This window comes from Actinomadura kijaniata NBRC 14229 (assembly GCF_001552175.1).
Lineage (GTDB): Bacteria > Actinomycetota > Actinomycetes > Streptosporangiales > Streptosporangiaceae > Spirillospora > Spirillospora kijaniata.
On the sequence record NZ_BCQR01000024.1, the window covers coordinates 23,400 to 42,696 of the forward strand.

Below are 19,297 nucleotides of genomic sequence, written 5' to 3' on the forward strand. Positions count from 1 at the left end.
CGCGGCAGGCGTCCCCGGGCCGTTCGAAGTCGGAACCGGAGGCCGCACACGGCCGGAGAAGGCCAGGACGTTCATCGTGAATCTCGACGAGCTCATCAGCGAATACGCCGACATCGAGGGGCGGCTCGCCGACCCCTCCGTGCACGCCGACCAGGGGCTGGCGCGCAGGCTCGGCAAGCGCTACTCCGAACTTCGCCCCATCGTCGAGACCTACCGGGAGCTGACCGGCACGAGAGGCGACCTGGCGACGGCGCGCGAGCTGTCCGGTGAGGACCCGGCGTTCGCCGCCGAGGCCACCGACCTGGAGAAGCGCCAGGAGGAGTTGGAGGAGCGGCTGCGGCGCCTGCTGGTGCCCCGCGACCCCAACGACGACAAGGACGTGATCCTGGAGGTCAAGGCGGGCGAGGGCGGCGAGGAGTCGGCGCTGTTCGCCGGCGACCTGCTGCGGATGTACCTGCGGTACGCCGAGCGCCAGGGCTGGAAGACCGAGGTCATCGACTCGCACCCCTCCGACCTGGGCGGCTACAAGGACGTCACCGTCGCGGTGAAGTCCAAGGGCGGCGAGGAGGGGGCCTGGCACCGCCTCAAGTACGAGGGCGGCGTGCACCGCGTGCAGCGCGTCCCGGCCACCGAGTCGCAGGGCCGCATCCACACCTCCGCCGTCGGCGTGTTGGTCACGCCCGAGGCCGAGGACGTCGACGTCCAGATCGACCCCAACGACCTGCGGATCGACGTGTATCGCTCGTCCGGGCCCGGCGGGCAGAGCGTGAACACCACCGACTCGGCCGTCCGGATCACCCACCTGCCGACCGGTGTGGTGGTGTCCTGCCAGAACGAGAAGAGCCAGCTCCAGAACAAGGAGCAGGCGCTGCGCATCCTCCGCTCCCGGCTGCTGGCCATCGCGCAGGAGGAGGCCGACGCGGCGGCCGCGGCCGAACGCAAGAGCCAGGTCCGCACCGTCGACCGCTCCGAGCGGGTGCGCACCTACAACTACCCCGAGAACCGCATCTCCGACCACCGTGTCGGCTACAAGGCCTACAACCTCGACCAGGTCCTGGACGGCGACCTGCACAACGTGACCCAGGCCCTGGTCGACGCCGACATGGAACGCCGCCTGGCCGAAGCCCAAGGATCATGAACCTGCTCCTCGACGAGATCGCCAGGGCGACCGCACGGCTGGCCGACGCCGGCGTGGCCTCGCCGCGCGCCGACGCCGAGGAACTGGCCGCCGCCGTCCACAGCGTCCCCCGCGGCGAGCTGCACACCGTGCCCGACAGCGCGTTCGACGCCCGGTTCTGGGAGTACGTGGCGCGCCGGGAGGCGGGCGAGCCGCTCCAGCACATCACCGGCCGCGCGTTCTTCCGGTACCTGGAGCTGAAGGTCGGGCCGGGGGTGTTCGTGCCGCGCCCCGAGACCGAGGTGATGGTCGGCTGGGCGCTGGAGAAGCTGCGCGACATGGACGTCCAGGACCCCCTGGTGGTGGACCTGGGCACCGGATCGGCGGCGATCCCGCTGTCGATCGCGCAGGAGATGCCCCGGGCCCGCGTGCACGCGGTGGAGAAGGACCCGACGGCGTTCGTGCACGCCACCCGCAACGTCGAGGAGCTGGACGAACGCGGCCGGGTCCGGCTGCACCTGGACGACTTCGGCACGGCGCTGCCGGAGCTCAACGGCACCGTCGACATGGTGATCAGCAACCCGCCGTACATCCCGATGAGCGAGTGGGAGTACGTGCCGCGCGACGTGCGCGACCACGACCCCGACGCGGCGCTGTGGGGCGGCGGCGACGACGGCCTGAACGCCATCCGCGTGGTGGAGCAGACGGCCCGGCGGCTGCTGCGGCCCGGCGGCTACGTCGCGGTCGAGCACTCCGACCTGCAGGGCAACGCCGTCTACTGGATCTTCGCCGAGGAGAACGGCTGGCGCGACGTGCGCAACCGCCGCGACCTGACCAACCGGGACCGCTTCGTCACGGCACGCCTCGGAACCGACTGACCCGCGCCGACATTCCTGGAAGGATGTCCCTCGTGAGCCGACGCTACGACTGCTCCGACCCGATGGAGCGCACCCGCGGAATCGCCGAGGCGGTCTCGGCGGTGCGGCGCGGTGAGCTGGTCGTGCTGCCGACCGACACCGTCTACGGGGTGGGGGCCGACGCGTTCACCCCGCCCGCCGTGCAGTCCCTGCTGGACGCCAAGGGCCGGGGCCGCGACATGCCGCCGCCCGTGCTGGTGGGCTCGGTGCGCGCCGCGACCGCGCTGGTGGAGGATCTCGGCACCTACGGCCAGGACCTGATGGACGAGTTCTGGCCGGGCGCGCTGACGATCATCTGCCGCGCCAACCGGAACCTGCTGTGGGACCTGGGCGAGACCAAGGGCACCGTGGGCGTCCGGATGCCGATGCACGACCTGGCCGTGGAGCTGCTGAAGGAGACCGGCCCGCTGGCGGTCTCGTCGGCGAACCTGACCGGGCAGCCCGCCGCCCGCACCGCCGAGGAGGCCGAGAGGATGCTCGGCGACTCGGTCTCGGTGTACCTGGACGGCGGCCCGTCCGGCCGCGCCGAGCCGTCCACGATCGTGGACCTGACGGGCGCGGTGCCGCGGCTGCTGCGCGAGGGCGCGATCCCGGCGGACAAGATCCGCGCGGTGGTCGGCGTGCTGCTGACCGACGAGGACGACGAGGACGAGCGGACGGACCAGCCCCTCCCGGAACTCCCCGAGGAGCCCCCGGTCTCCCTCGACAAGAAGGACGACGCGAAATAGGGCGTCCGCGCCGCGGAACACCCTGAGGCGGACGGTGCCGGACGGCGGCGTCCGCCTTTTGCTTCACCCACTATCTTGCACCGCAAGCCTACGGCCAGGTACCTTGCTCAGCATGACAGTTGCGGACGGGGCGGCCCGTCGCCGCAGCCAGTGGCTGCGCGGCGTGCTCGATCTCTGCCTGCTGGCCGTGAACGCCGAGGAGCCGGCCTACGGCTACGAGATGACGCAGCGTCTCGCCGCCGCCGGGCTGGAGTCGGTCGCCGAGGGCTCGATCTATCCGGCCCTGGGCCGTCTCCAGCGCGATGGCCTGCTGGAGACGTACCTGGTGGACGGCGGTGGCGGACCGGCCCGCAAGTACTACCGGCTGACCGAGGCGGGCCGGGCGGCCCTGACCGAATGGTCGCGGGAGTGGGGGCAACTCGTGGGCGGCGTCGCCGCCGTGCTGGCCCGCGTTCCCGGAGAGAGCGAAGGGAAGATCCGTGAGTGAGCGGGTCCTCGGGCAGTGCCGCCGCACGTGGCGCCGGCTGGGCGTGCCGCGCGTGGACATCGCCGACATGACGGCCGAACTGGCCGCCGACCTGGAGGCCGCCGAACGGGACGGCCGTGACCCGCAGTCCTACGTCGGCGGTGACCCGGCCGCTTTCGCCCGGGCGTGGGCGTCGGAACGCGGGCTGGTGCCGGTGCGCGCGCTGGTCGGACGGGTGACGTTGGCGGCGGTCCTCGGAGGACTTCCGGCCGGGCTGGCGGGTCTGTTCGTGGCCTACGGGCTGGAGAGCGCCACCCTGGTGGACGCGACGGGCGGTCAGGCGGACCGAGACCTTTCACCCTGGTTGTTCGTCGCGGGCTACACGCTGTGCGCGGTGTTCGCATGGGCGGGGATGGTCGGCGGCGCGTCGGCGGTACTGCGCTTCCACGGCGACGCCGCCCGCCGCGCCACCGTGCGCGCGCTGGTGTGGGCCCTGCCCGCGGCGGGCCTGGTGGCGGCATCGGTGACCATCGGCCTGGCGGCGCGCTATGGATTTCCGCTGGGAATCCGCTACTTCCTGGCGGAGAGCCTCGGCCCGGCGGCGTTCCTGGCACTCGTCGTGGCGGTGGTCCGCTGGAAGGTGGTCGGCCGCCGGAGAGGACGGCCGGCGACCGACCCATGGCCGGCCGAGAACTGAGAACACTCCGGACACCGTCGTCACCTGGAGCGGAGACGCCATGGAGATGGCGAACCGACGCACCGGAGACATTCCGGGGATGGCGCGGGGACGGCTCGAAGGCGCGGGTGCGGTTGGTTTCTCCCCGGGGCCCGGAAGGGCCATGACGAAAGGGAGGAAACATGTTCGCACGCTTGGGAGCGACGGCGCGCAGGGCCACGGTGGGGGCCCTGGTGGTCGGCGCCGTCGGCTACGGCGGCATGCTGCCCGCCCACGCCGAGGGGCAGTTCGGGACCAGCATCAGTGCGTGGGCGCCGGGCAAGACCTCGCGCGCCTGGACCGACCACAACAACGACGGCTGGAAAACCGCCGTGGAGATGTCGCGCTGCAGCGGCAACTCGCGCAACGTCAAGGGCGCCTACTTCGAACTGCGCAGGCACCGCCGCCTCCGGCCGGACGTCTCCTACGGGAACCGGGCCATCATCCGCTCCCAGTGCCGGGGCGGCCGCGTCGACCGGGCCGCGTGGGGCGACCAGACCTCGGGCGGCTACCGGTTCAAGCTCACCAAGATCAACAACGGCGGGGGCCAGTCCTGGTACCGGTGGTCCGCCGGCACGGTGAACGTCTACTACTGATCCGCTCCCGCGTGACCGGGCGGCGGCTCTTCCCCCGCCGCCCGGCCACGCGGGCGACCCCCCGTTTGAGAACAGGAAGGCGAGCGTCATGCCGATCTCGTTCCGTGGTTGCGCCTTCGGTTACCGGCGTGGCGCGCCGATCTTCGAGGACTTCACCTTCGACCTGCCGCCCGGACGCACCGTGCTGCTCGGTCCCAACGGGGCGGGCAAGTCGACCCTGCTCGGCCTCGCCGCCTCACTGCTGAGGCCGGACGGCGGCACGGTCTCCTACGCGGGACTGGACCCGGCTCGGCGCCGGGACCGCGCCGAGTTCCGGCGGCGCGTGGGCTGGATGCCGCAGCAGGTGCGGCCCATGCCGGGGCTGACCGTGCGGGAGCAGATCAGCTACAGCGGCTGGCTCAAGGGGCTGTCGCGCCGGGAGGCGTGGCACCGGTCGCTGGAGGCCATGACCGCGGTCAACCTGGGCGCGCTGGCCGGTCGGCGCTGCTCGCAGCTGTCCGGGGGCCAGCTGCGGCGCGTCGGCCTGGCCTCGGCGCTCGTCCACGACGCCGAGGTGATCCTGCTGGACGAGCCGACCGCGGGGCTGGACCCCCGGCAGCGCGAGACCTTCCGGGAGATCGTCACCCGGGTCGGCGAGCGGCGGCACGTGATCGTCTCCACGCACCAGACCGAGGACCTCACGGCGCTGTACCGGTCCGTGGTGGTGCTCGACGGGGCCCGGGTCCGGTTCGCGGGGGCCACCCGGGACTTCCTCGCCACGGCGGGGCCGGTCGGGGAGGCGTCGGTGGAGCGCGCCTATGCCCGGCTTGTGACGGGGGAGGTCTGAGATGCCGTCGCACCGCTGGCTGCGTTCCTCGGCGGCCGTTTACGTGTTCCCGCTGATCGCTCTCTACCTGGCGGTCACGCTCGGGGACGCCCGGCAGTTCCTCCAGGACAACTGGCGGGCCGGAAGCGTGCTGGCCTCCTCGGCGGCGCTGGGCGCCTTCGCCCCGGCGGGAGCGGCGCTCGGTGTCTGGGAGGGGTGGCGGCTGCGTCGGGCCGGGGTGCATCCCGGTACGGCTGTCCGCCCACCTTCGACGATCATGCTGGCCGCGTTGCTGCCGGCGCTGGTCGGCGCCCTGCTGGGCACGCTCGGCGCCTACCTCACGGTCGCGCTGAGCCTGGAGGGCCTTCCAGGCGGGCCGGACCCCACGGTCGCCGCGGTCGGGGCTCTGGTCACCGTCGCCTGGACGGTGACGGGGTTCGCGGCGGGACGGTGGCTGCCCCCCGCTGTCGGCGTTCCCGCCCTGATGGTCGGAACCTGGCTGTGGCTGTCCTACCCCGCCGCCCTGGAGCCGTTGTGGCTGCGCCACCTCACCGGCTACAACGAGGGCGCGTGCTGCGACACCGACGCGGTGCCCGACGGCCGGGCCCTCGCCGCCCAGGCGATCATCGCCGGGGCGCTGACGCTGGCCGCGACCGGGGCCTGGCATGTGCGCGTGGTCCGTCCGGCGCGGTGGATCCCCTTGCTCGCGTTGCCCGTCATCGGCGTCGCCGTCGCCGTGCCACTGGTGAGGGATCTGGGGCCCACCGTCCAGCGGCCACGGATCGAGGGACTGGTCTGCCGGGCCCACCAGGGGGTGGAGGTCTGCGTGTGGAAGGAGCGCCGCGACCGGCTGGACACGGTGGCGCGGACCGTGGTTCCGGCGGCGCGGAGACTGACCCGGACCGGATTGCCCATGCCGCAGAGGATCACCGAGGGGACGGCGGACGGCCGGACGTCCTGGCGCTTCGTGGCCGCCCCCCGGGCTTCCGCGACCGAGGTGCAGATGTCGCTGGCCGGCGGTTTCCTGCCCCGGGGTGACCTCCACTGCCCGAACCGTCCCGACGGAGAGGACGCCGCCTACGCCCCGGTGGGGGCGTGGCTGGTCCTCGGCATGGGACTGAGCCGGGACCAGGCCGCCGAACAGGCCGGGCCGAACGCCGTCAAGGTCGCCGAACGCGTCCGCGCCCAGCCGCGGGACCGGCAACTGTCCTGGTTCCGGCACAACCTGGCGTCCCTCACCCGCTGCGACGTCCAGCCCTGGGAGGTGACGGCATCGTGATCCTGTGGATGCGCGTCCACCGTGTCGCGCCCACGACGGCCGGGCTGGCGCTGATGCTGGCGTTGGTGGCGGTCGCGGGCGGCAGCCGCGTTCCGGCGCCCAACCTGTTGCAGGGGATGCTGGTCGGCACCCCTTTGGCGGCAGTGCTGCCGTTGCTGGTCGCGGGGCTGCTCGCGCACGGGCTGGCGTCCGGGGCGGACGACCAGGCGGCGGTGGCGGTCCGGCCCGCCGATCGTTATCGGCTGCTGTACGTCCTGGCGGTGTGCGGCGTCGCGGCGCTCGCCGGGCTCGCCCTGTCGGTGTCGGGGGCGCAGCCGTTGGGGGCGGCCGCCGCCCGGAACCTGACCGGATACACGGGCCTGGCGCTGGTCGGCGGGGCGTTGCTGGGACGGCACGCCGCCGTCGCCCTCCCCACCGCCTATCTGCTCCTGGTCGTCATGACCGGTGCCCCGGTCACCGGGGAGCCGCCGCTCCACGTGTGGCCGTTGGCGGCATCGGGCAGCGTGGCGGCCGCGGCGCTCGCCGGGGTGTGCCTCGCGGTCGGGCTGTTCCTGACCGGACGGAACGCGAGGAACCCCCGACGCGGTCTGTGACCCACATCACTCTCGCCTGGAGCAGCGAAGGACGTGTCCCGCGCATCAACGGTGCGTGCAGGGTGATCGAGAGGGACAAGAGATCGTGGCGGAGGCGGGGCGGGCCGTGGGCGCGGAACGGGGATGCCGCCTGCGGCTCATGCCGATGGTCCGGCTGGCGGTGGACGGTGCCGAGGTCCGGCTGCCGCAAGGGCTGTCGTCCTTGGTCGTCGCGGTGACGCTGGAGCCGGGCGGCGTCGGCCGGCGGGCGTTGCAGGGCCGCATGTGGCCCGACCAGCCCCCGGAGGCCGCGGCCAAGCGGCTGCGCCAGATGCTGTGGCGGATCCGCGCGGCGACCGACGGCCGGTTGCTCGACGTCTCCGGCGACCAGGTTCGGCTGGCCGACCACGTCGAGGTGGATCTGCGCGTCGCCGAGCGCGTCGCCCGGCAGGTGATCGAGTCGGACGGGGCCGCGAGCGCCGACCGGACACTGCTCGGCACGGAGCTGCTGGTCGGTTGGTCGGACGCCGACGTCCTCGGCGCGCGGGACCGCTGGAACCGGCTGCGGCTGCTGGCCCTGGAACGGCTGGCGGAGGAGAGCCTGCGCGCCGGTGCCGTCCTGGCCGCGATCGAGTTGGCGGACCTGGCGACCAAGGCGGACGAGTTCGCCGAGACGGCGTACCGCGTCATGGCTTCGGCGCACCTGCTGCGAGGCGACCATGCGGGCGCGTTGCGCGTCTACGGCGGGTACCGGCGGCTGCTCGACCGGGAACTCGGGCTGGAGCCGAGTCCTGGTTTCCGGGAACTGCTGGGGCGGGGCGGTGTCGCGCGCTCGCCGCGGAAGCGTCCCGGGCGGGGAGCGGTCCTGGCGTCCTGAGAGGCTTCGGGCCGACGCCGTAGTGGACTTTTCGGTAGGGGACGGCATGGATACGGCCTTATGATCCATTCTCGTGTCCAGCTCCCCGACCGTGACGACGCCGGCTCTGGTCGCGTTGTACCGGGAGCACCAGGTCGGGCTCATCAGGATGGCCATCCTGCTGGTCGGGGACGAGGCCACGGCCGAGGACGTGGTGCACGACGTCTTCCTGCGGATGCAGGACAGGCCGCCCCGGCTCGACGACGAGGGCAAGCTCCTCGCCTACGTGCGGGCCGCGGTGGTGAACGGCTGCCGCATGGTGCTGCGCCGGCGCAGATGGTCGTGGGGACGGACGGAGCAGCACGAGCCGGCGGTCTGGTCCGCCGAGTCGGCGGCCATCCTCAGCGAGGACCGCCGGGAGGTCATGCGGGCGTTGCAGCGGCTGCCCCGGAGGCAGCGGGAGGCGCTCGTGCTGCGCTACTACCTCGACCTGACCGACGAAGAGGTCTCGCAGGCGATGGGGATCCGGCCGGGTACGGTGCGGTCCACGATGACCCGGGCACTGGCCGCCCTGGCGCGTGAGCTGGGAGGGGAGGTCCGGTGAACGAGCTCGAACAGCGCCTGCGCGACGCCCTGAGGGGCACGGCCGCGACGGTCGACGAGCACGTTGAGCGGCCCTTCCCCGAACGCGCCTCCCGCCGGGCGCGGTCCCGTCTCCCCGTGGTGCCGCTGGCGGCGGCCGTCGCGGTGCTGGTGGTCCTCGCCGCGATCGTGGGGATCGTGAGCCTGCGGGACGGCGGGAAGCCCGAGCCCCAGCAGAGGCCGAACGTTCCGAGGTTCGTGCTGCTGAGCGTTCCGGCCAAGGCGGGAAGGCCGTCGCGGCTGGAGGTCAGGGAGACGCTGGGCGGGAGGTTGACCGCCTCTCGCGACATCACCGATCCGGGCTGGGAGTTCGACCGGGTCGTGGGGACCGGTGGCGGCCGGGAGTTCGTCGTGCGGACGGTTCCGCGCGAGGACGAGGGGTGCGCGGCCAGGCTGCTGCGGGTCTCGGTCGGGGCGGCGGGCGAACTCGCCGAACCGAGGGCGATGGAGCTGCGGGCGCCGTCCGGCCAGCGGATCGAGGACGTCGCGCTCGCCCCGTCGGGGAGGGTCGCCTACTGGACGCAGTCCTGTGGAGCCGCCGAGGCCGATGGAGGCACGGGTGCGCCCGTCGAGGGGACGCTCACCGTGACGGATCCGAGCACCGCCGCGTCCCGGAGCTGGAAGGTGCAGGACCCGCTGGCCTCGCTGCCCGCCCTGACGTGGCTGCCGGACGGACGGCATCTGCTTTTCTCGGGTGAAGGAATGCTGGACGGCGGGACGCTCCATCTCCTGGACACCGCGACGACCCGATCCGGCGATGTCGTGAAGGCCGGCCGCGTGCTCTTCACGTCGACCGAGGGCAGCGTGGTGGCGGTGACCCCGGTGAACGGCGGGCGGAGTCTCCTCCTGGCCGTGCGGGAAGGGGGACGGCCGAAGGGAAGGGTGGCGGACGGCGGAGACCTCGAACCGATGGAACCTCTGTCCACCGGCGTGAAGCTCGTTCGGATCTCTCTCTCCGGCACGGTGGAGAGAGCCGTGGTTCCGGTCCCGGTGCGGAGGCCGTCGGACGTCTTGACGGTCGAAGCGGACTCTTCTGGGCGCCATGTGCTGGTCCGGTCAGGCTTCGCCGATGTGGACAGTGGCCGTTTCACGCCCCTGCCGTGGCTTGGCGGAGTTACCGACGTGGCCTGGTAGGCCGTCCAAGGATGATCATCTTGTAGTGGGACTCCTTCTCCTTCCCCTTCTCCGTTTTCTCGTTCGCGGAACTGGATTTCGGCCGTGTACTTGGACTTGTCCTAGAGGGAAGCCCTGACGGCGACCCTGGTGCGGTTCCGGCTGTAGGTGCCATTCGCGTACACACCCTCGGCACAGGCCGGGGAGGCTGCGGCCAGGGTCACCTTGCTGTCCGCCATGGTGGGGGTGGTGGTAGTGGCCAGGTCCGTGATCAGGGTGCCGGTCGTGATCGCCACGGTGGCGAGACGACGCATATTTCTTCCTGAAGGAGATTGATTCTGGGATAACCGGAATGCCGTAGCGGGAAGCTCGCCGGAGCATGTGCGGCCTTTATGTCTCTGGGAGTGCGACGAAATTCGCATTGTTCCGCTCGGGTCGGAAAGGGGCAGTAGGTGTCAAAGGCGGTTGGCCTCGGCCTGCCCGGAGGGGGTGTCGGTCCGGCGATCCCGTGTTCGATCGAAACGGGTCGGTTGTTCTCCAGGCCGCACCGGGACAAATGATCAAGATAGGGGTGGGGCGGGGTTGTGGGGATTGTCATAGGGGGGCGCGGTGTCCTCCTGCATCGCGTCCAGCAGGGCGCGCATGTCCATCAGGGCGGCCCTCGCCTCGTCGGCCACCGCTGACAGTGCCGCGGCGGCGTCCTCGGTGGAGCCGGCCAGGCCCGCCTCGGCGGCGCGGACCAGGCGGCTGGTGTGGTCCAGGACCGTGCCGCGCAGGCCCAGGGCGACGCGGTGCCGTTCGGCGAGGACGGCCTCGCCGGTGCGGGCCGCCATCGTCGCCAGGGCGGTGGCCTCCCAGCGGCGGCCCCGGCGGGCGACGGTGCGGCCCCACGCCCAGAACGGCAGCAGCACCAGCAGCCCGAACCCGTACCCCATGAGGATCCCGAACACCAGCACCGGAACGCGTTCCCGGGACGCGGTCTCGTCGCCGAACGCCAGCAGCACCCCGAACTGCGCCCCCCAGGCCAGGACCGCGACGAACGGCGCGGGCCAGGTCGGGCGGCCGGTCGCGTAGCGGCCGACGGCGTACACCGCGAACATCGCCGCCGGGAGGCCGATCATCAGCAGCACGACCAGGTCGAGCGAGTACGGCGCGAGCAGCCCCGCCGCCGCGCAGTCCACCGCCGTCAGGGTCAGCAGCGTCCGGTAGGGGTGGCTGCGCCGCCACCACAGCGGGGCCGCGCGCAGCGTCAGCCCCGCCACCACGGCCGCGCCCCCGGCGAGCGGCCAGCCGCGCAGCACCGCGTCGGGCGGCGCGAACGCCAGCAGCGACGGCAGCGCCGCGCAGAACGTCAGCACGATCCCGTCGATCACCTCCGGCCAGCCGAGCCCGCGCCGCCCGCCCGCCGGGGCGGTGGGCAGCACCGCCTCGACGGCCCAGCCGCCCGCGGGCGTCGGCCCGGCGCTGAGCGTGCCGTGGAACGCCTCCGCGCGCTCGCGCATACCCTCGATGCCCCGGCCTCCGCCGAGGGTCGTGACGGGCGACTCGTCGGCGGGCGGGGCGTTGACGACCGACACCCGCACCGCGCCGGAGGAGCAGTTCACCTCGACGTTCACGGCCGCGCCGGGCGCGTACCGCATGGCGTTGGTGAGGGCCTCCTGGACGATCCGGTAGGCGGCGGTCACCACCTGCGGGCGCACCCGCCGGGCGCGGCCCTCGAACGCCAGCGACACCGGCACGCCGAGCCGCGTCAGCCCCTGGCACAGCGGCGGCAGCAGCTCCTCCAGGCCCTCGCCGTCGCTCTCCGGGCCGACCACGTCCACCAGCCGGGTCAGCGCGTCCAGCACGTCGCGGCCGGTGTCGGCGGCGGCCGACAGCGCCTGCCGGGACAGGTCCGGGTCGCCGACGCGGGCCGCGGCGCCGCTGTGCACCACGACCGCGCTGAGGTGGTGCCCGGCGACGTCGTGCAGGTCGCGGGCCAGGCGGTCGCGTTCGGCGGCCGCGGCGGCGCGGCGCTCGGCGTCGGCGGCGGCCAGCTGGGCGGCCAGTTCCCGGCGGCGCGCCTTGTGCTGCCTCCGCACCTGCCCGAGCGCGGCGACGGCGATGTAGAACAGCCCGTTGAACACCTCGTTCATGACGACGTCGCCGGCGCCCTGGCGGTCGGGCAGGTACATCAGGAACGCCGTCGCCCACGCGGCCAGCGCGCCGAGCACCGTGGCCCGCCGTCCCCGGTGGACCGCCAGCGAGTACAGCGCGACCCCGTCGGCGACCCCGCCGACCAGCGTGTCGGCGCGGCCGATCAGCAGCACCCCGGCGCCGCCGGCCAGCACGGTCGCCGCCAGCACCCGCGCCGGGGCCACCCGCCGCCAGATCAGCGCGACGCACGACAGCAGCACGCAGACGGTGGCGACCATCCACTGCCACCGCGCCAGCGGCCCGCCGCCGGTGTCGTCCAGCGCGGGCACCGCCCGGGTCCCGGCGAGCTGGACGGCGGCCAGCAGCGCGGGCACGGCGAAGTCGGCCGTGCTCGGCCAGCCGCCGCGCGGCGCGTCCCGTTCGGGCATCCCCTCGTTCCGTTCGGTCACGGTCCCCGGTACCGACCTTAAGGCCGCCCGGCGGACCCGGGCTCCTCCATGGCGGCCAGCAGGGCGCGCATCCCGGTCAGCGCCGCGCGCGCCTCGTCGGCCGCCGCCGTCAACGCCGCCCGCCGGTCGTCGGCGTCCCCGGCCAGGCCCGCCTCGGCGACCCGGACCAGCCGCCCGGTGTGGTCCAGGACGCCGCCGCGCAGGCCCCGCGCGACGCGGTCGCGTTCGGCGAGCACGGCCCGGCCGGTGTGGGCCGCCATGGTCGCCAGCGCCTCGGTCTCCCAGTGGCGGCTGCGGGCGGCGACCAGCCGGCCCCACGCCCAGAACGGCAGCAGCGCCACCGTCACCGCCGTCCCCCCGGCCAGCAGCCCGTACAGGAGGACGAGGGCGAGGTCCTCGCGGGCGGCGGCGGGCTCCACCGTCACCAGCCCGAGCACGACGCCCCACGGCGCGGCGGCGACCAGGGCGGTGGGCCAGGTCGGCGTGGTCCGGCCGCCGTAGCAGGCGGCCGAGTACACCGCGACCATCTCCGCGCCGCAGCCGAGCATCAGCACCGGCAGCAGGTCCGGCCGCCACAGCGCGGTCGCCATCCCGAACACCAGCGTCGTCACGGCGAGGGCGGCCACCGCGATCCGGGGCGCGCGCCGCCGCCACCACAGGGGGGCGGTCCGGGCGACCAGCGCCGCCGCGACCAGCGGCACGGCCCAGCCGGGGAAGCCCCGCACGAGGGGGTCGGGCGGGGTGAACGCCACCAGCGGCAGCCCCGCGCACATCGCGATCGCGGCCGCGTCCAGGGCCTCGTCCCAGCCCGGTCCCCGGTGCGGGCCGCCGCCGGTCGGCAGCGCGGCGGCGACCGTCCAGCCGCCCGCCGCGTCCGGACCCGCCCGGAGCGTGCCGCCGAGTTCGGTCGCGCGCTCGGTCATCCCGGCGACGCCCCGGCCGGAGCCGAGTCCCGGGGCGGTCCCCCCGCCGGAGGGCGCGTCGTTGACGACGGTGAGCTCCAGCGAGCCCGGCACGTAGCGGACGGTCACCCGGACCGGCGCGCCGGCCGCGTACCGCACGGCGTTGGTGAGGGCCTCCTGGACGATCCGGTACGCCGCGAACCCGACCTCCGGCGGCACCCGCCGGGCCCGGCCCTCCACCTCCAGCGCGACCGGCACCCCGAACTCCGACAGCCCCCGGCACAGCGGAGGCAGCACCGTCCGCAGGTCGCCGTCCACCGACTGCGCGCCCACCACGTCGACCAGGCGGCTGAGCGACTTGAGCACCTCGCGGCCCTTCTCGGCCGCCGCGCCCAGCGCCTGCCGCGCCAGCTCCGGGTCCCCGACGCCCGCGACGGCGCCGCTGTGCACCACGACCGCGCTGAGATGGTGCCCGGCGACGTCGTGCAGGTCGCGGGCCAGGCGGTGGCGTTCGGCCAGGGCGGCGGCGCGGCGTTCGGCGTCGGCGGCGGCCAGCCGCGCGGCCAGTTCCCGGCGGCGCGCCTTCCGCTGCCGCCGCAACTGCCCGCACGCGACGACCGCCATGTACAGCGCGGCGTCCAGCACCAGCTCGGCCAGCAGGCTCTGCGGACCGGCCCGCACCGGAACGCCGAGCATCAACGCGACCGCGAACGCCGCGCACCCGCCCAGCGTCGCGGTCCGGCGGTCGAGGTGCACGGCCACCGAGTACAACGCGACCACCTCGACGAGCCCGTAGACGACGGTGTCGGGATGGCCGATCAGCAGCGCGCCCGCGGCCGCGGTGACCAGCACCACGCCGAACACCGGGACGGGCGCCCACCGGCGGAACACCAGCGCGGCGCACGTTACGACGACCGTGACGACCGTCGCCGTCCACTGGAAGGAGGTCGGCTCGGCGCCGGGCTCGGCGGCCAGGCCCCTCGTCAGCCACAGCAGGATCGTCGCCGTCGCGGCGGGGACGGCGAGGTCGGCCACGCGCGGCCACCTGGTTCCGTCGACGCCCCTCACGGGCATGGAACTATGTCAGGTCCGTCCCTCAGGTGTCGTCCGGAAGGCACGCGGTGGTGCCGTCCAGGGTCATCGTCGGGTGGCGGCCGCCGCGCAGCCGCACCGTCAGCGTCACCTGCGGGACGGCGCGGGTCAGCGTGAACGAGCGGTCGCGGCGCGGCCCGCTCGGCGGGCCCGTCAGCCGGTAGCCGCGCTGCGCCGAGGCGTCCAGCGACAGCGCCGTGGCCTGGTCGATCAGCGCGCGGGGCGGCGCTCCGGACGGCAGCCGCACCTCGGCGCGCAGGGTGCGGCGGGCGAGGCCGTCACCGCACGGGACGGACTGGTCGGCCAGGGCGCGGGGCTGTACGCCGAACCGGCGGGCGCTGTGGTCGAGCACCAGCGCGACGTCGGTGCGCAGCCGGACGGCCGACTCCGACAGCACCGGCCCACGGGCACAGGACGTGACGCAGGTCACCGCGGACACGGCCAGGCATGCGCCGCACGCCAGGGCACACAGGCACCGGGGTGCGGAAGTGGACTGCGAGGCGGTGGACACGCCACGTAGCCTATGCGGAGAGCGACCGGAAATTACGTAGAGCAATCGGCTTGTTACGCCGGGATTACCGGCGGTGATCGGCAATGCCCCAGAGGCACGGCGGAGGGATGCTCGCGGCGGCGGGAGTCCTACTGGCGACCGTCGTCTTCGGGCTGCCCGCCCGCGCCGACGCGGCCGGGCCGGAGACGGCGGGCACGGCGCGCGCGGTGGGCGCGGTGGGCGCGGGGGACGGGCGGGTCCTGTTCCGCGACAGCGTGCCCACGTTCGACGTGCGGCTCGCGATCGGGTCCGACGCGGTCCTGCGGGTCCGCGAGACCATCACCTACGACTTCACCGCCGACGGCGGGCGCGGCGTCATCCGGCGCGTCCCCTATCGCAAGGGGCGGCGGCTGTACGAGGTGCGGAACGTCCGCAGCGGCTCCTCCACCGGCGCGCCCGCCCGCGCCGCCACCCTGCGCATGCCGAACTCCGTGCGCATCAGGGTCGGCGACGAGGGCCGCAAGGTGCGCGGACGCCAGGCCTACGTGATCGAGTACGAGGTGGCCGGGGCGTTCACCCGCCATCCCGACCGCGACGAGCTGGTGTGGGACGCGGTCGGCGACACCTGGGAGGTGCCGATCGGCGAGGCCGCCGTGCGGGTGGAGGCCCCGGTCCCGCTGCGCAAGGCCGCCTGCCACGCCGGGCGGCCGCCCGCCGTGACCCGCTGCCTGCGGCACCGCGACGGCCCGTTCGCCGTGGACTTCACCCAGACCGGGCTGCGGCCCCGCGAGGGGATGGTCGTCCGGGTGCGGCTGCCGCGCGGCGCGGTCGCCGTCCCGCCGCCGCGCTACGCCCGCCCGCACTGGCGGGGCACCTGGCTCGGGCCGGCCGCGCTCGCGCTCGCGCTGGGCGGGACCGCCCTGGTCGCGCGGCGGCGCGAGCGGATCCGGGAACTCGGGCGGCGGCCCGGGGCGTTGCTGCTCACATCGGGGATCGCCCTGGTGGTCGCCGACGCCGGAACCGAGGTCGTGGCCGACGGGCCCTGGGAGTACGGGGTGGGGGACATGTCCGTGATAGGGATCGCGTTGGGCGTTCTGGGGGCCGCCGTGACCCATGTCCACCGGAGTGGCGCATCGGATCACGCAACGGTCAACGGGCGGTAGGAATAGAGTTGGCCCGACACGGCCGGAGTGAACCGCGACGCGGTCCCCGGACGTCTGTCGGATTGAGGTCGTTGACGAGGGGGAGGCAGCGGGAGTGCGGGAGTACCTGCTCACCATTCTGGTCGCCGCCCTCGTGGCCTACCTGCTGACCCCGGCCGTGCGGCGGTTCGCCGTGTGGTTCGGCGCGCAGGCCGCGCCGCGCGACCGCGACGTGCACGTCATCCCGACGCCCCGGCTGGGCGGGCTGGCGATGTTCGGCGGCATGGTCGCGGCGCTGGTGGTCGCCACGGGGCTGCCGGAGATGCGCAAGGTGCTGGCCTCCGCTGACGTCAACGTCGGCAAGGCGCTGCTGCTGTCGGGCGGCCTGATCGTGCTGGTCGGCATCGCCGACGACCGCTGGGGCGTGGACGCCCTCACCAAGTTCGCCGGGCAGGTCGCCGCGGCGGGCATCCTGATCATGCAGGGCGTGCAGCTCTACGTGATCCCGATGCCCAACGGCGAGCCGCTGTCGCTGCCGCCCTCCTACGGCGTCCCGCTGACGGTGTTCGTGGTGGTCGCCACGATCAACGCGGTGAACTTCATCGACGGCCTGGACGGCCTGGCCGCCGGGGTCGTCGGGATCGCCGCGCTGGCGCTGTTCTCCTACGCCTACCTGCTGTCGAAGTCCAACGGCCTGACCACGCTGGACGGCGCGACGCTGACCGCCGCGATCCTGGTCGGCATGTGCGCGGGCTTCCTGCCGCACAACTTCAACCCCGCCCGCATCTTCATGGGCGACACCGGCTCGATGCTGATCGGGCTGCTGCTGAGCTCCTCCACGATCCTGCTCACCGGCAACTTCGACCCGACGCTGCTCGGCGAGTACGGGCTGTTCCCGTTCTGGGTGCCGCTGCTGCTGGTCCCGGCCGTCGCGGCGGTGCCGTTCCTGGACATGCTGCTGGCGGTGTGGCGGCGCACCAACCAGGGGATGTCGCCGTTCGCGCCGGACAAGCTGCACCTGCACCACCGGCTGCTGGAGCTCGGCCACTCGCACCGCCGCGCCGTGCTGATCATGTACTTCTGGGTGTCGCTGCTGGCCGTCGGGCTGGTCGGCATAGCGGTGGTGCCCTCCACGACGCTGGTGGCGGGGGGCACCCTGACGGTCGGGGTGGTCGGGATGGTGCTGATGGTCGCGCTCCCGCGCATGGCGGCCCGCCGCACCGCGCCGGACGTGGCCCCCCGGCCCGTCCCCCCGGTGCCGCGCTCCCACGAACCGGTCTGAGGACCCCCGACCGGCGGGTAACCTCTTCGCCGTGTCCACGGGCCGTAACGCGCGCGCGTCACGGCCCGTTCTCCGGAACCCGTTCGTTGACCTGGGCTACAGTCCGTGATGCGAACCATGCCGGGCGGTGACGGTGACGGCGTGGATGGGGACGCGAGCCCCGTTCCCGTTACATCAAGGGTAATTGCGGGCGTTCTGGACGCTTGTGATACCTTTCACTAGCAAGGGACGAACACTGAACGTGACCAGCCGGAGCCCACATGCATTCGACTGACGCCCGGATCCTCCGCGGCGCCGCGCTCCCCTCTGGTCTCGCCGGCATCGTGGCCCTCGTGGTCGGACTGGTGCTCGCGGGGTCCAAGGGGATGCTGGGTGCCGCGCTCGGCACGATCACCGTGCTCGCCTTCTTCACCATCAGCGTCGTCGCGGTGAGCTACGCCTCCAAGATCTCGCCGCAGATGATGTTCGCCGCCGCCGTGTTCAGCTACATCACCAAACTGCTGGTGATGTTCGCGCTGATCGCCGCGTTCAAGGACGCCACGGCCTGGAACCCCAAGGTGTTCGCCTACACCGTGATCGCGCTGACCCTCGTCTGGATCGGCGCCGAGATCCGCGCCTCGCTGAAGGTCAAGACGCTCTACGTCGACCCGGCCGAGGACGCCAAGACCACCGCCGACCGGAGCCCGTGATGACGGTCCGGTCACGGAGGTCCGCAATGGACTACTCCAATATGACCATCAGGGGGGTGGCCTGCTATGGTCCGTCCTGCGATGAGCGAGGAGGGGCACCGGCCCGACGATCCGGGGTCCGACGAGTCGGACCACCGAGGCTTCGCCAACGCCGCCTGGTCCATCCCCAGCTACATCCTCAGCGGGATGGCGGTCTACGGCGGCCTAGGCTGGCTGCTGGATCGCTGGCTGGGCACCTCGGCGCTGCTCCCCATCGGAGTTCTGGTGGGCCTTGCTCTAGCGCTCTACCTGGTCTACCACCGCTACGGTCGCTCCTGACGCGACGGGCGGAACGGACCGGCACCGACTTCGGAATGCCCCTGCGGCCCTCGGGCACGCATTCGATGTACCACCGACTGACCTGCAGAGTCACTGACGAAGGGACTGCCGCGTGAGCGCGCGACTCCTCGCCTCTGGGAGCGGAGATAAGTTCGAGGCCCCAGGTCTCCATATCTTCGACTGGAAGCCGATCTTCGAAGGTCAGGCGGGGCTGGCGTGGCTGACCAAGCCGACCCTCATCGTCATCCTGGCCGCGCTGGCCGTCATCCTGTTCGCCTGGCGCGCGTTCGGCAACCCCAAGCTGGTGCCCCGCGGCGTCCAGAACGTCGGTGAGGTCGCCTACCTGCTGGTCCGCGACCAGGTCGCGCGGCCGATGCTGGGCAAGGACGGCGACAGGTGGATGCCGTTCCTGTTCTCGACGTTCTTCTTCGTCCTGTTCATGAACTACGCGGGCGTCATCCCGGTGCTGCAGCTCCCGGCGACCTCGCACATCGCCATCCCGATCGTGCTGGCGCTGGCCGTCTACGGAATGATGCTCTTCCTCGGCATCAAGCACCAGGGCCTGGTCGGCTACTTCAAGAACGTCATGTTCCCGCCCGGCCTGCCCAAGGCGCTGTACGTCATCCTCGCGCCGATCGAGTTCCTGTCGACGATTATTCTGCGGCCGTTCACGCATGCCGTCCGACTGTTCGCGAACATGTTCGCGGGCCACCTGCTGATCGCGTTCTTCGCGACCGTCGCCTGGTGGTTCCTGGCCGAGAAGCTCACCCCGCTGGGTGCGGGTGTCGGCGTCGTCGGCTTCGTCATGACCATCGTCATGACCGCCTTTGAGATCTTCGTGCAGAGCCTGCAGGCCTTCATCTTCACCCTGCTGGCCGCGAGCTACATCAACAGCTCGCTGCACGCTGACCACTGATAGACCAACCACACCCGCTAGCAACCCTCCGGTGGGAAGAACGCCCCACCGGTCGAGTGAAAAGGAAAAGTGCGA

At 73.1% G+C, this 19,297-nt stretch carries 20 protein-coding genes; 17 read left to right on the forward strand and 3 right to left on the reverse strand.

Annotated elements, in window-relative coordinates; translation table 11 throughout:
* The first annotated feature begins 76 nt into the window (after positions 1–76).
* From prfA to AKI01S_RS08965, 12 genes are all read left to right on the forward strand, one after another.
* Positions 77–1,138, forward strand: coding sequence for a peptide chain release factor 1 (gene prfA / locus AKI01S_RS08910; RefSeq protein WP_067813824.1), 1,062 nt, complete (start codon positions 77–79; stop codon positions 1,136–1,138).
* Complete coding sequence (prmC, locus tag AKI01S_RS08915) at positions 1,135–1,995, forward strand: peptide chain release factor N(5)-glutamine methyltransferase (protein ID WP_067813826.1); 861 nt, start codon at positions 1,135–1,137, stop codon at positions 1,993–1,995. Before prfA ends, prmC begins: the two co-directional genes overlap by 4 nt.
* Before the next feature lie 32 nt (positions 1,996–2,027).
* Positions 2,028–2,762, forward strand: coding sequence for an L-threonylcarbamoyladenylate synthase (locus AKI01S_RS08920; RefSeq protein ID WP_083999199.1), 735 nt, complete (start codon positions 2,028–2,030; stop codon positions 2,760–2,762).
* A 112-nt stretch (positions 2,763–2,874) separates the two neighbouring features.
* On the forward strand, positions 2,875–3,249 hold the full coding sequence (locus AKI01S_RS08925; protein WP_067813831.1) for a PadR family transcriptional regulator: 375 nt from the start codon (positions 2,875–2,877) through the stop codon (positions 3,247–3,249).
* Positions 3,242–3,925, forward strand: a complete 684-nt coding sequence (locus AKI01S_RS08930; RefSeq protein WP_067813833.1) for a hypothetical protein — start codon at positions 3,242–3,244, stop codon at positions 3,923–3,925. The genes AKI01S_RS08925 and AKI01S_RS08930 overlap by 8 nt, the downstream gene beginning before the upstream one ends.
* A 161-nt stretch (positions 3,926–4,086) precedes the next feature.
* Positions 4,087–4,539, forward strand: a complete 453-nt coding sequence (locus AKI01S_RS08935; protein ID WP_157419732.1) for a hypothetical protein — start codon at positions 4,087–4,089, stop codon at positions 4,537–4,539.
* Between the two features lie 88 nt (positions 4,540–4,627).
* A complete protein-coding gene (locus AKI01S_RS08940) occupies positions 4,628–5,365 on the forward strand; it encodes an ATP-binding cassette domain-containing protein (RefSeq protein WP_067813837.1) in 738 nt (245 codons plus the stop codon).
* Position 5,366: 1 nt separating this feature from the next.
* A complete protein-coding gene (locus AKI01S_RS08945; RefSeq protein WP_067813839.1) occupies positions 5,367–6,623 on the forward strand; it encodes a DUF7224 domain-containing protein in 1,257 nt (418 codons plus the stop codon).
* Positions 6,620–7,216, forward strand: a complete 597-nt coding sequence (locus AKI01S_RS08950; protein WP_067813841.1) for a hypothetical protein — start codon at positions 6,620–6,622, stop codon at positions 7,214–7,216. The genes AKI01S_RS08945 and AKI01S_RS08950 overlap by 4 nt, the downstream gene beginning before the upstream one ends.
* A gap of 55 nt (positions 7,217–7,271) precedes the next feature.
* Positions 7,272–8,072: an AfsR/SARP family transcriptional regulator gene (locus AKI01S_RS08955; RefSeq protein ID WP_157419733.1), complete on the forward strand. Its 801-nt coding sequence runs from the start codon at positions 7,272–7,274 to the stop codon at positions 8,070–8,072.
* A 73-nt stretch (positions 8,073–8,145) separates the two neighbouring features.
* Positions 8,146–8,655 carry an RNA polymerase sigma factor gene (locus AKI01S_RS08960; protein WP_245681533.1) on the forward strand — a complete coding sequence of 170 codons (510 nt, stop codon included), beginning with the start codon at positions 8,146–8,148 and terminating at the stop codon, positions 8,653–8,655.
* Positions 8,652–9,827, forward strand: a complete 1,176-nt coding sequence (locus tag AKI01S_RS08965) for a hypothetical protein (protein WP_067813845.1) — start codon at positions 8,652–8,654, stop codon at positions 9,825–9,827. Before AKI01S_RS08960 ends, AKI01S_RS08965 begins: the two co-directional genes overlap by 4 nt.
* 539 nt (positions 9,828–10,366) lie before the next feature.
* Here the strand turns inward: AKI01S_RS08965 and AKI01S_RS08975 are convergent.
* The 3 genes from AKI01S_RS08975 to AKI01S_RS08985 all read right to left on the reverse strand — a co-directional run bounded on the left by AKI01S_RS08975 (position 10,367) and on the right by AKI01S_RS08985 (position 14,782).
* On the reverse strand, positions 10,367–12,391 hold the full coding sequence (locus AKI01S_RS08975; protein ID WP_067813848.1) for a sensor histidine kinase: 2,025 nt from the start codon (positions 12,389–12,391) through the stop codon (positions 10,367–10,369).
* A gap of 17 nt (positions 12,392–12,408) precedes the next feature.
* Positions 12,409–14,328, reverse strand: a complete 1,920-nt coding sequence (locus AKI01S_RS08980) for a sensor histidine kinase (protein WP_067813850.1) — start codon at positions 14,326–14,328, stop codon at positions 12,409–12,411.
* A gap of 61 nt (positions 14,329–14,389) precedes the next feature.
* Positions 14,390–14,782: a hypothetical protein gene (locus tag AKI01S_RS08985; RefSeq protein ID WP_067813852.1), complete on the reverse strand. Its 393-nt coding sequence runs from the start codon at positions 14,780–14,782 to the stop codon at positions 14,390–14,392.
* 197 nt (positions 14,783–14,979) lie between these two features.
* On the opposite strand from AKI01S_RS08985, the gene AKI01S_RS08990 reads away from it, so the two are divergent.
* The 5 genes from AKI01S_RS08990 (at position 14,980) to atpB (ending at position 19,222) form a co-directional block, all read left to right on the forward strand.
* Positions 14,980–16,038, forward strand: a complete 1,059-nt coding sequence (locus tag AKI01S_RS08990) for a DUF2207 domain-containing protein (RefSeq protein ID WP_083999203.1) — start codon at positions 14,980–14,982, stop codon at positions 16,036–16,038.
* 94 nt (positions 16,039–16,132) lie between these two features.
* On the forward strand, positions 16,133–17,299 hold the full coding sequence (locus AKI01S_RS08995; protein ID WP_067813857.1) for a glycosyltransferase family 4 protein: 1,167 nt from the start codon (positions 16,133–16,135) through the stop codon (positions 17,297–17,299).
* Between the two features lie 260 nt (positions 17,300–17,559).
* The gene (locus AKI01S_RS09000; RefSeq protein ID WP_067813859.1) at positions 17,560–17,988 is read left to right on the forward strand and encodes a Cg1360 family ATP-synthase-associated protein; all 429 of its coding nucleotides are present in this window, start codon (positions 17,560–17,562) and stop codon (positions 17,986–17,988) included.
* Between the two features lie 66 nt (positions 17,989–18,054).
* The gene (locus AKI01S_RS09005) at positions 18,055–18,306 is read left to right on the forward strand and encodes an AtpZ/AtpI family protein (RefSeq protein ID WP_083999205.1); all 252 of its coding nucleotides are present in this window, start codon (positions 18,055–18,057) and stop codon (positions 18,304–18,306) included.
* 112 nt (positions 18,307–18,418) lie between these two features.
* Entirely contained in the window at positions 18,419–19,222 is an 804-nt protein-coding gene (gene atpB / locus AKI01S_RS09010; RefSeq protein WP_067813862.1) for a F0F1 ATP synthase subunit A, read from the forward strand.
* Positions 19,223–19,297 lie beyond the last annotated feature (75 nt).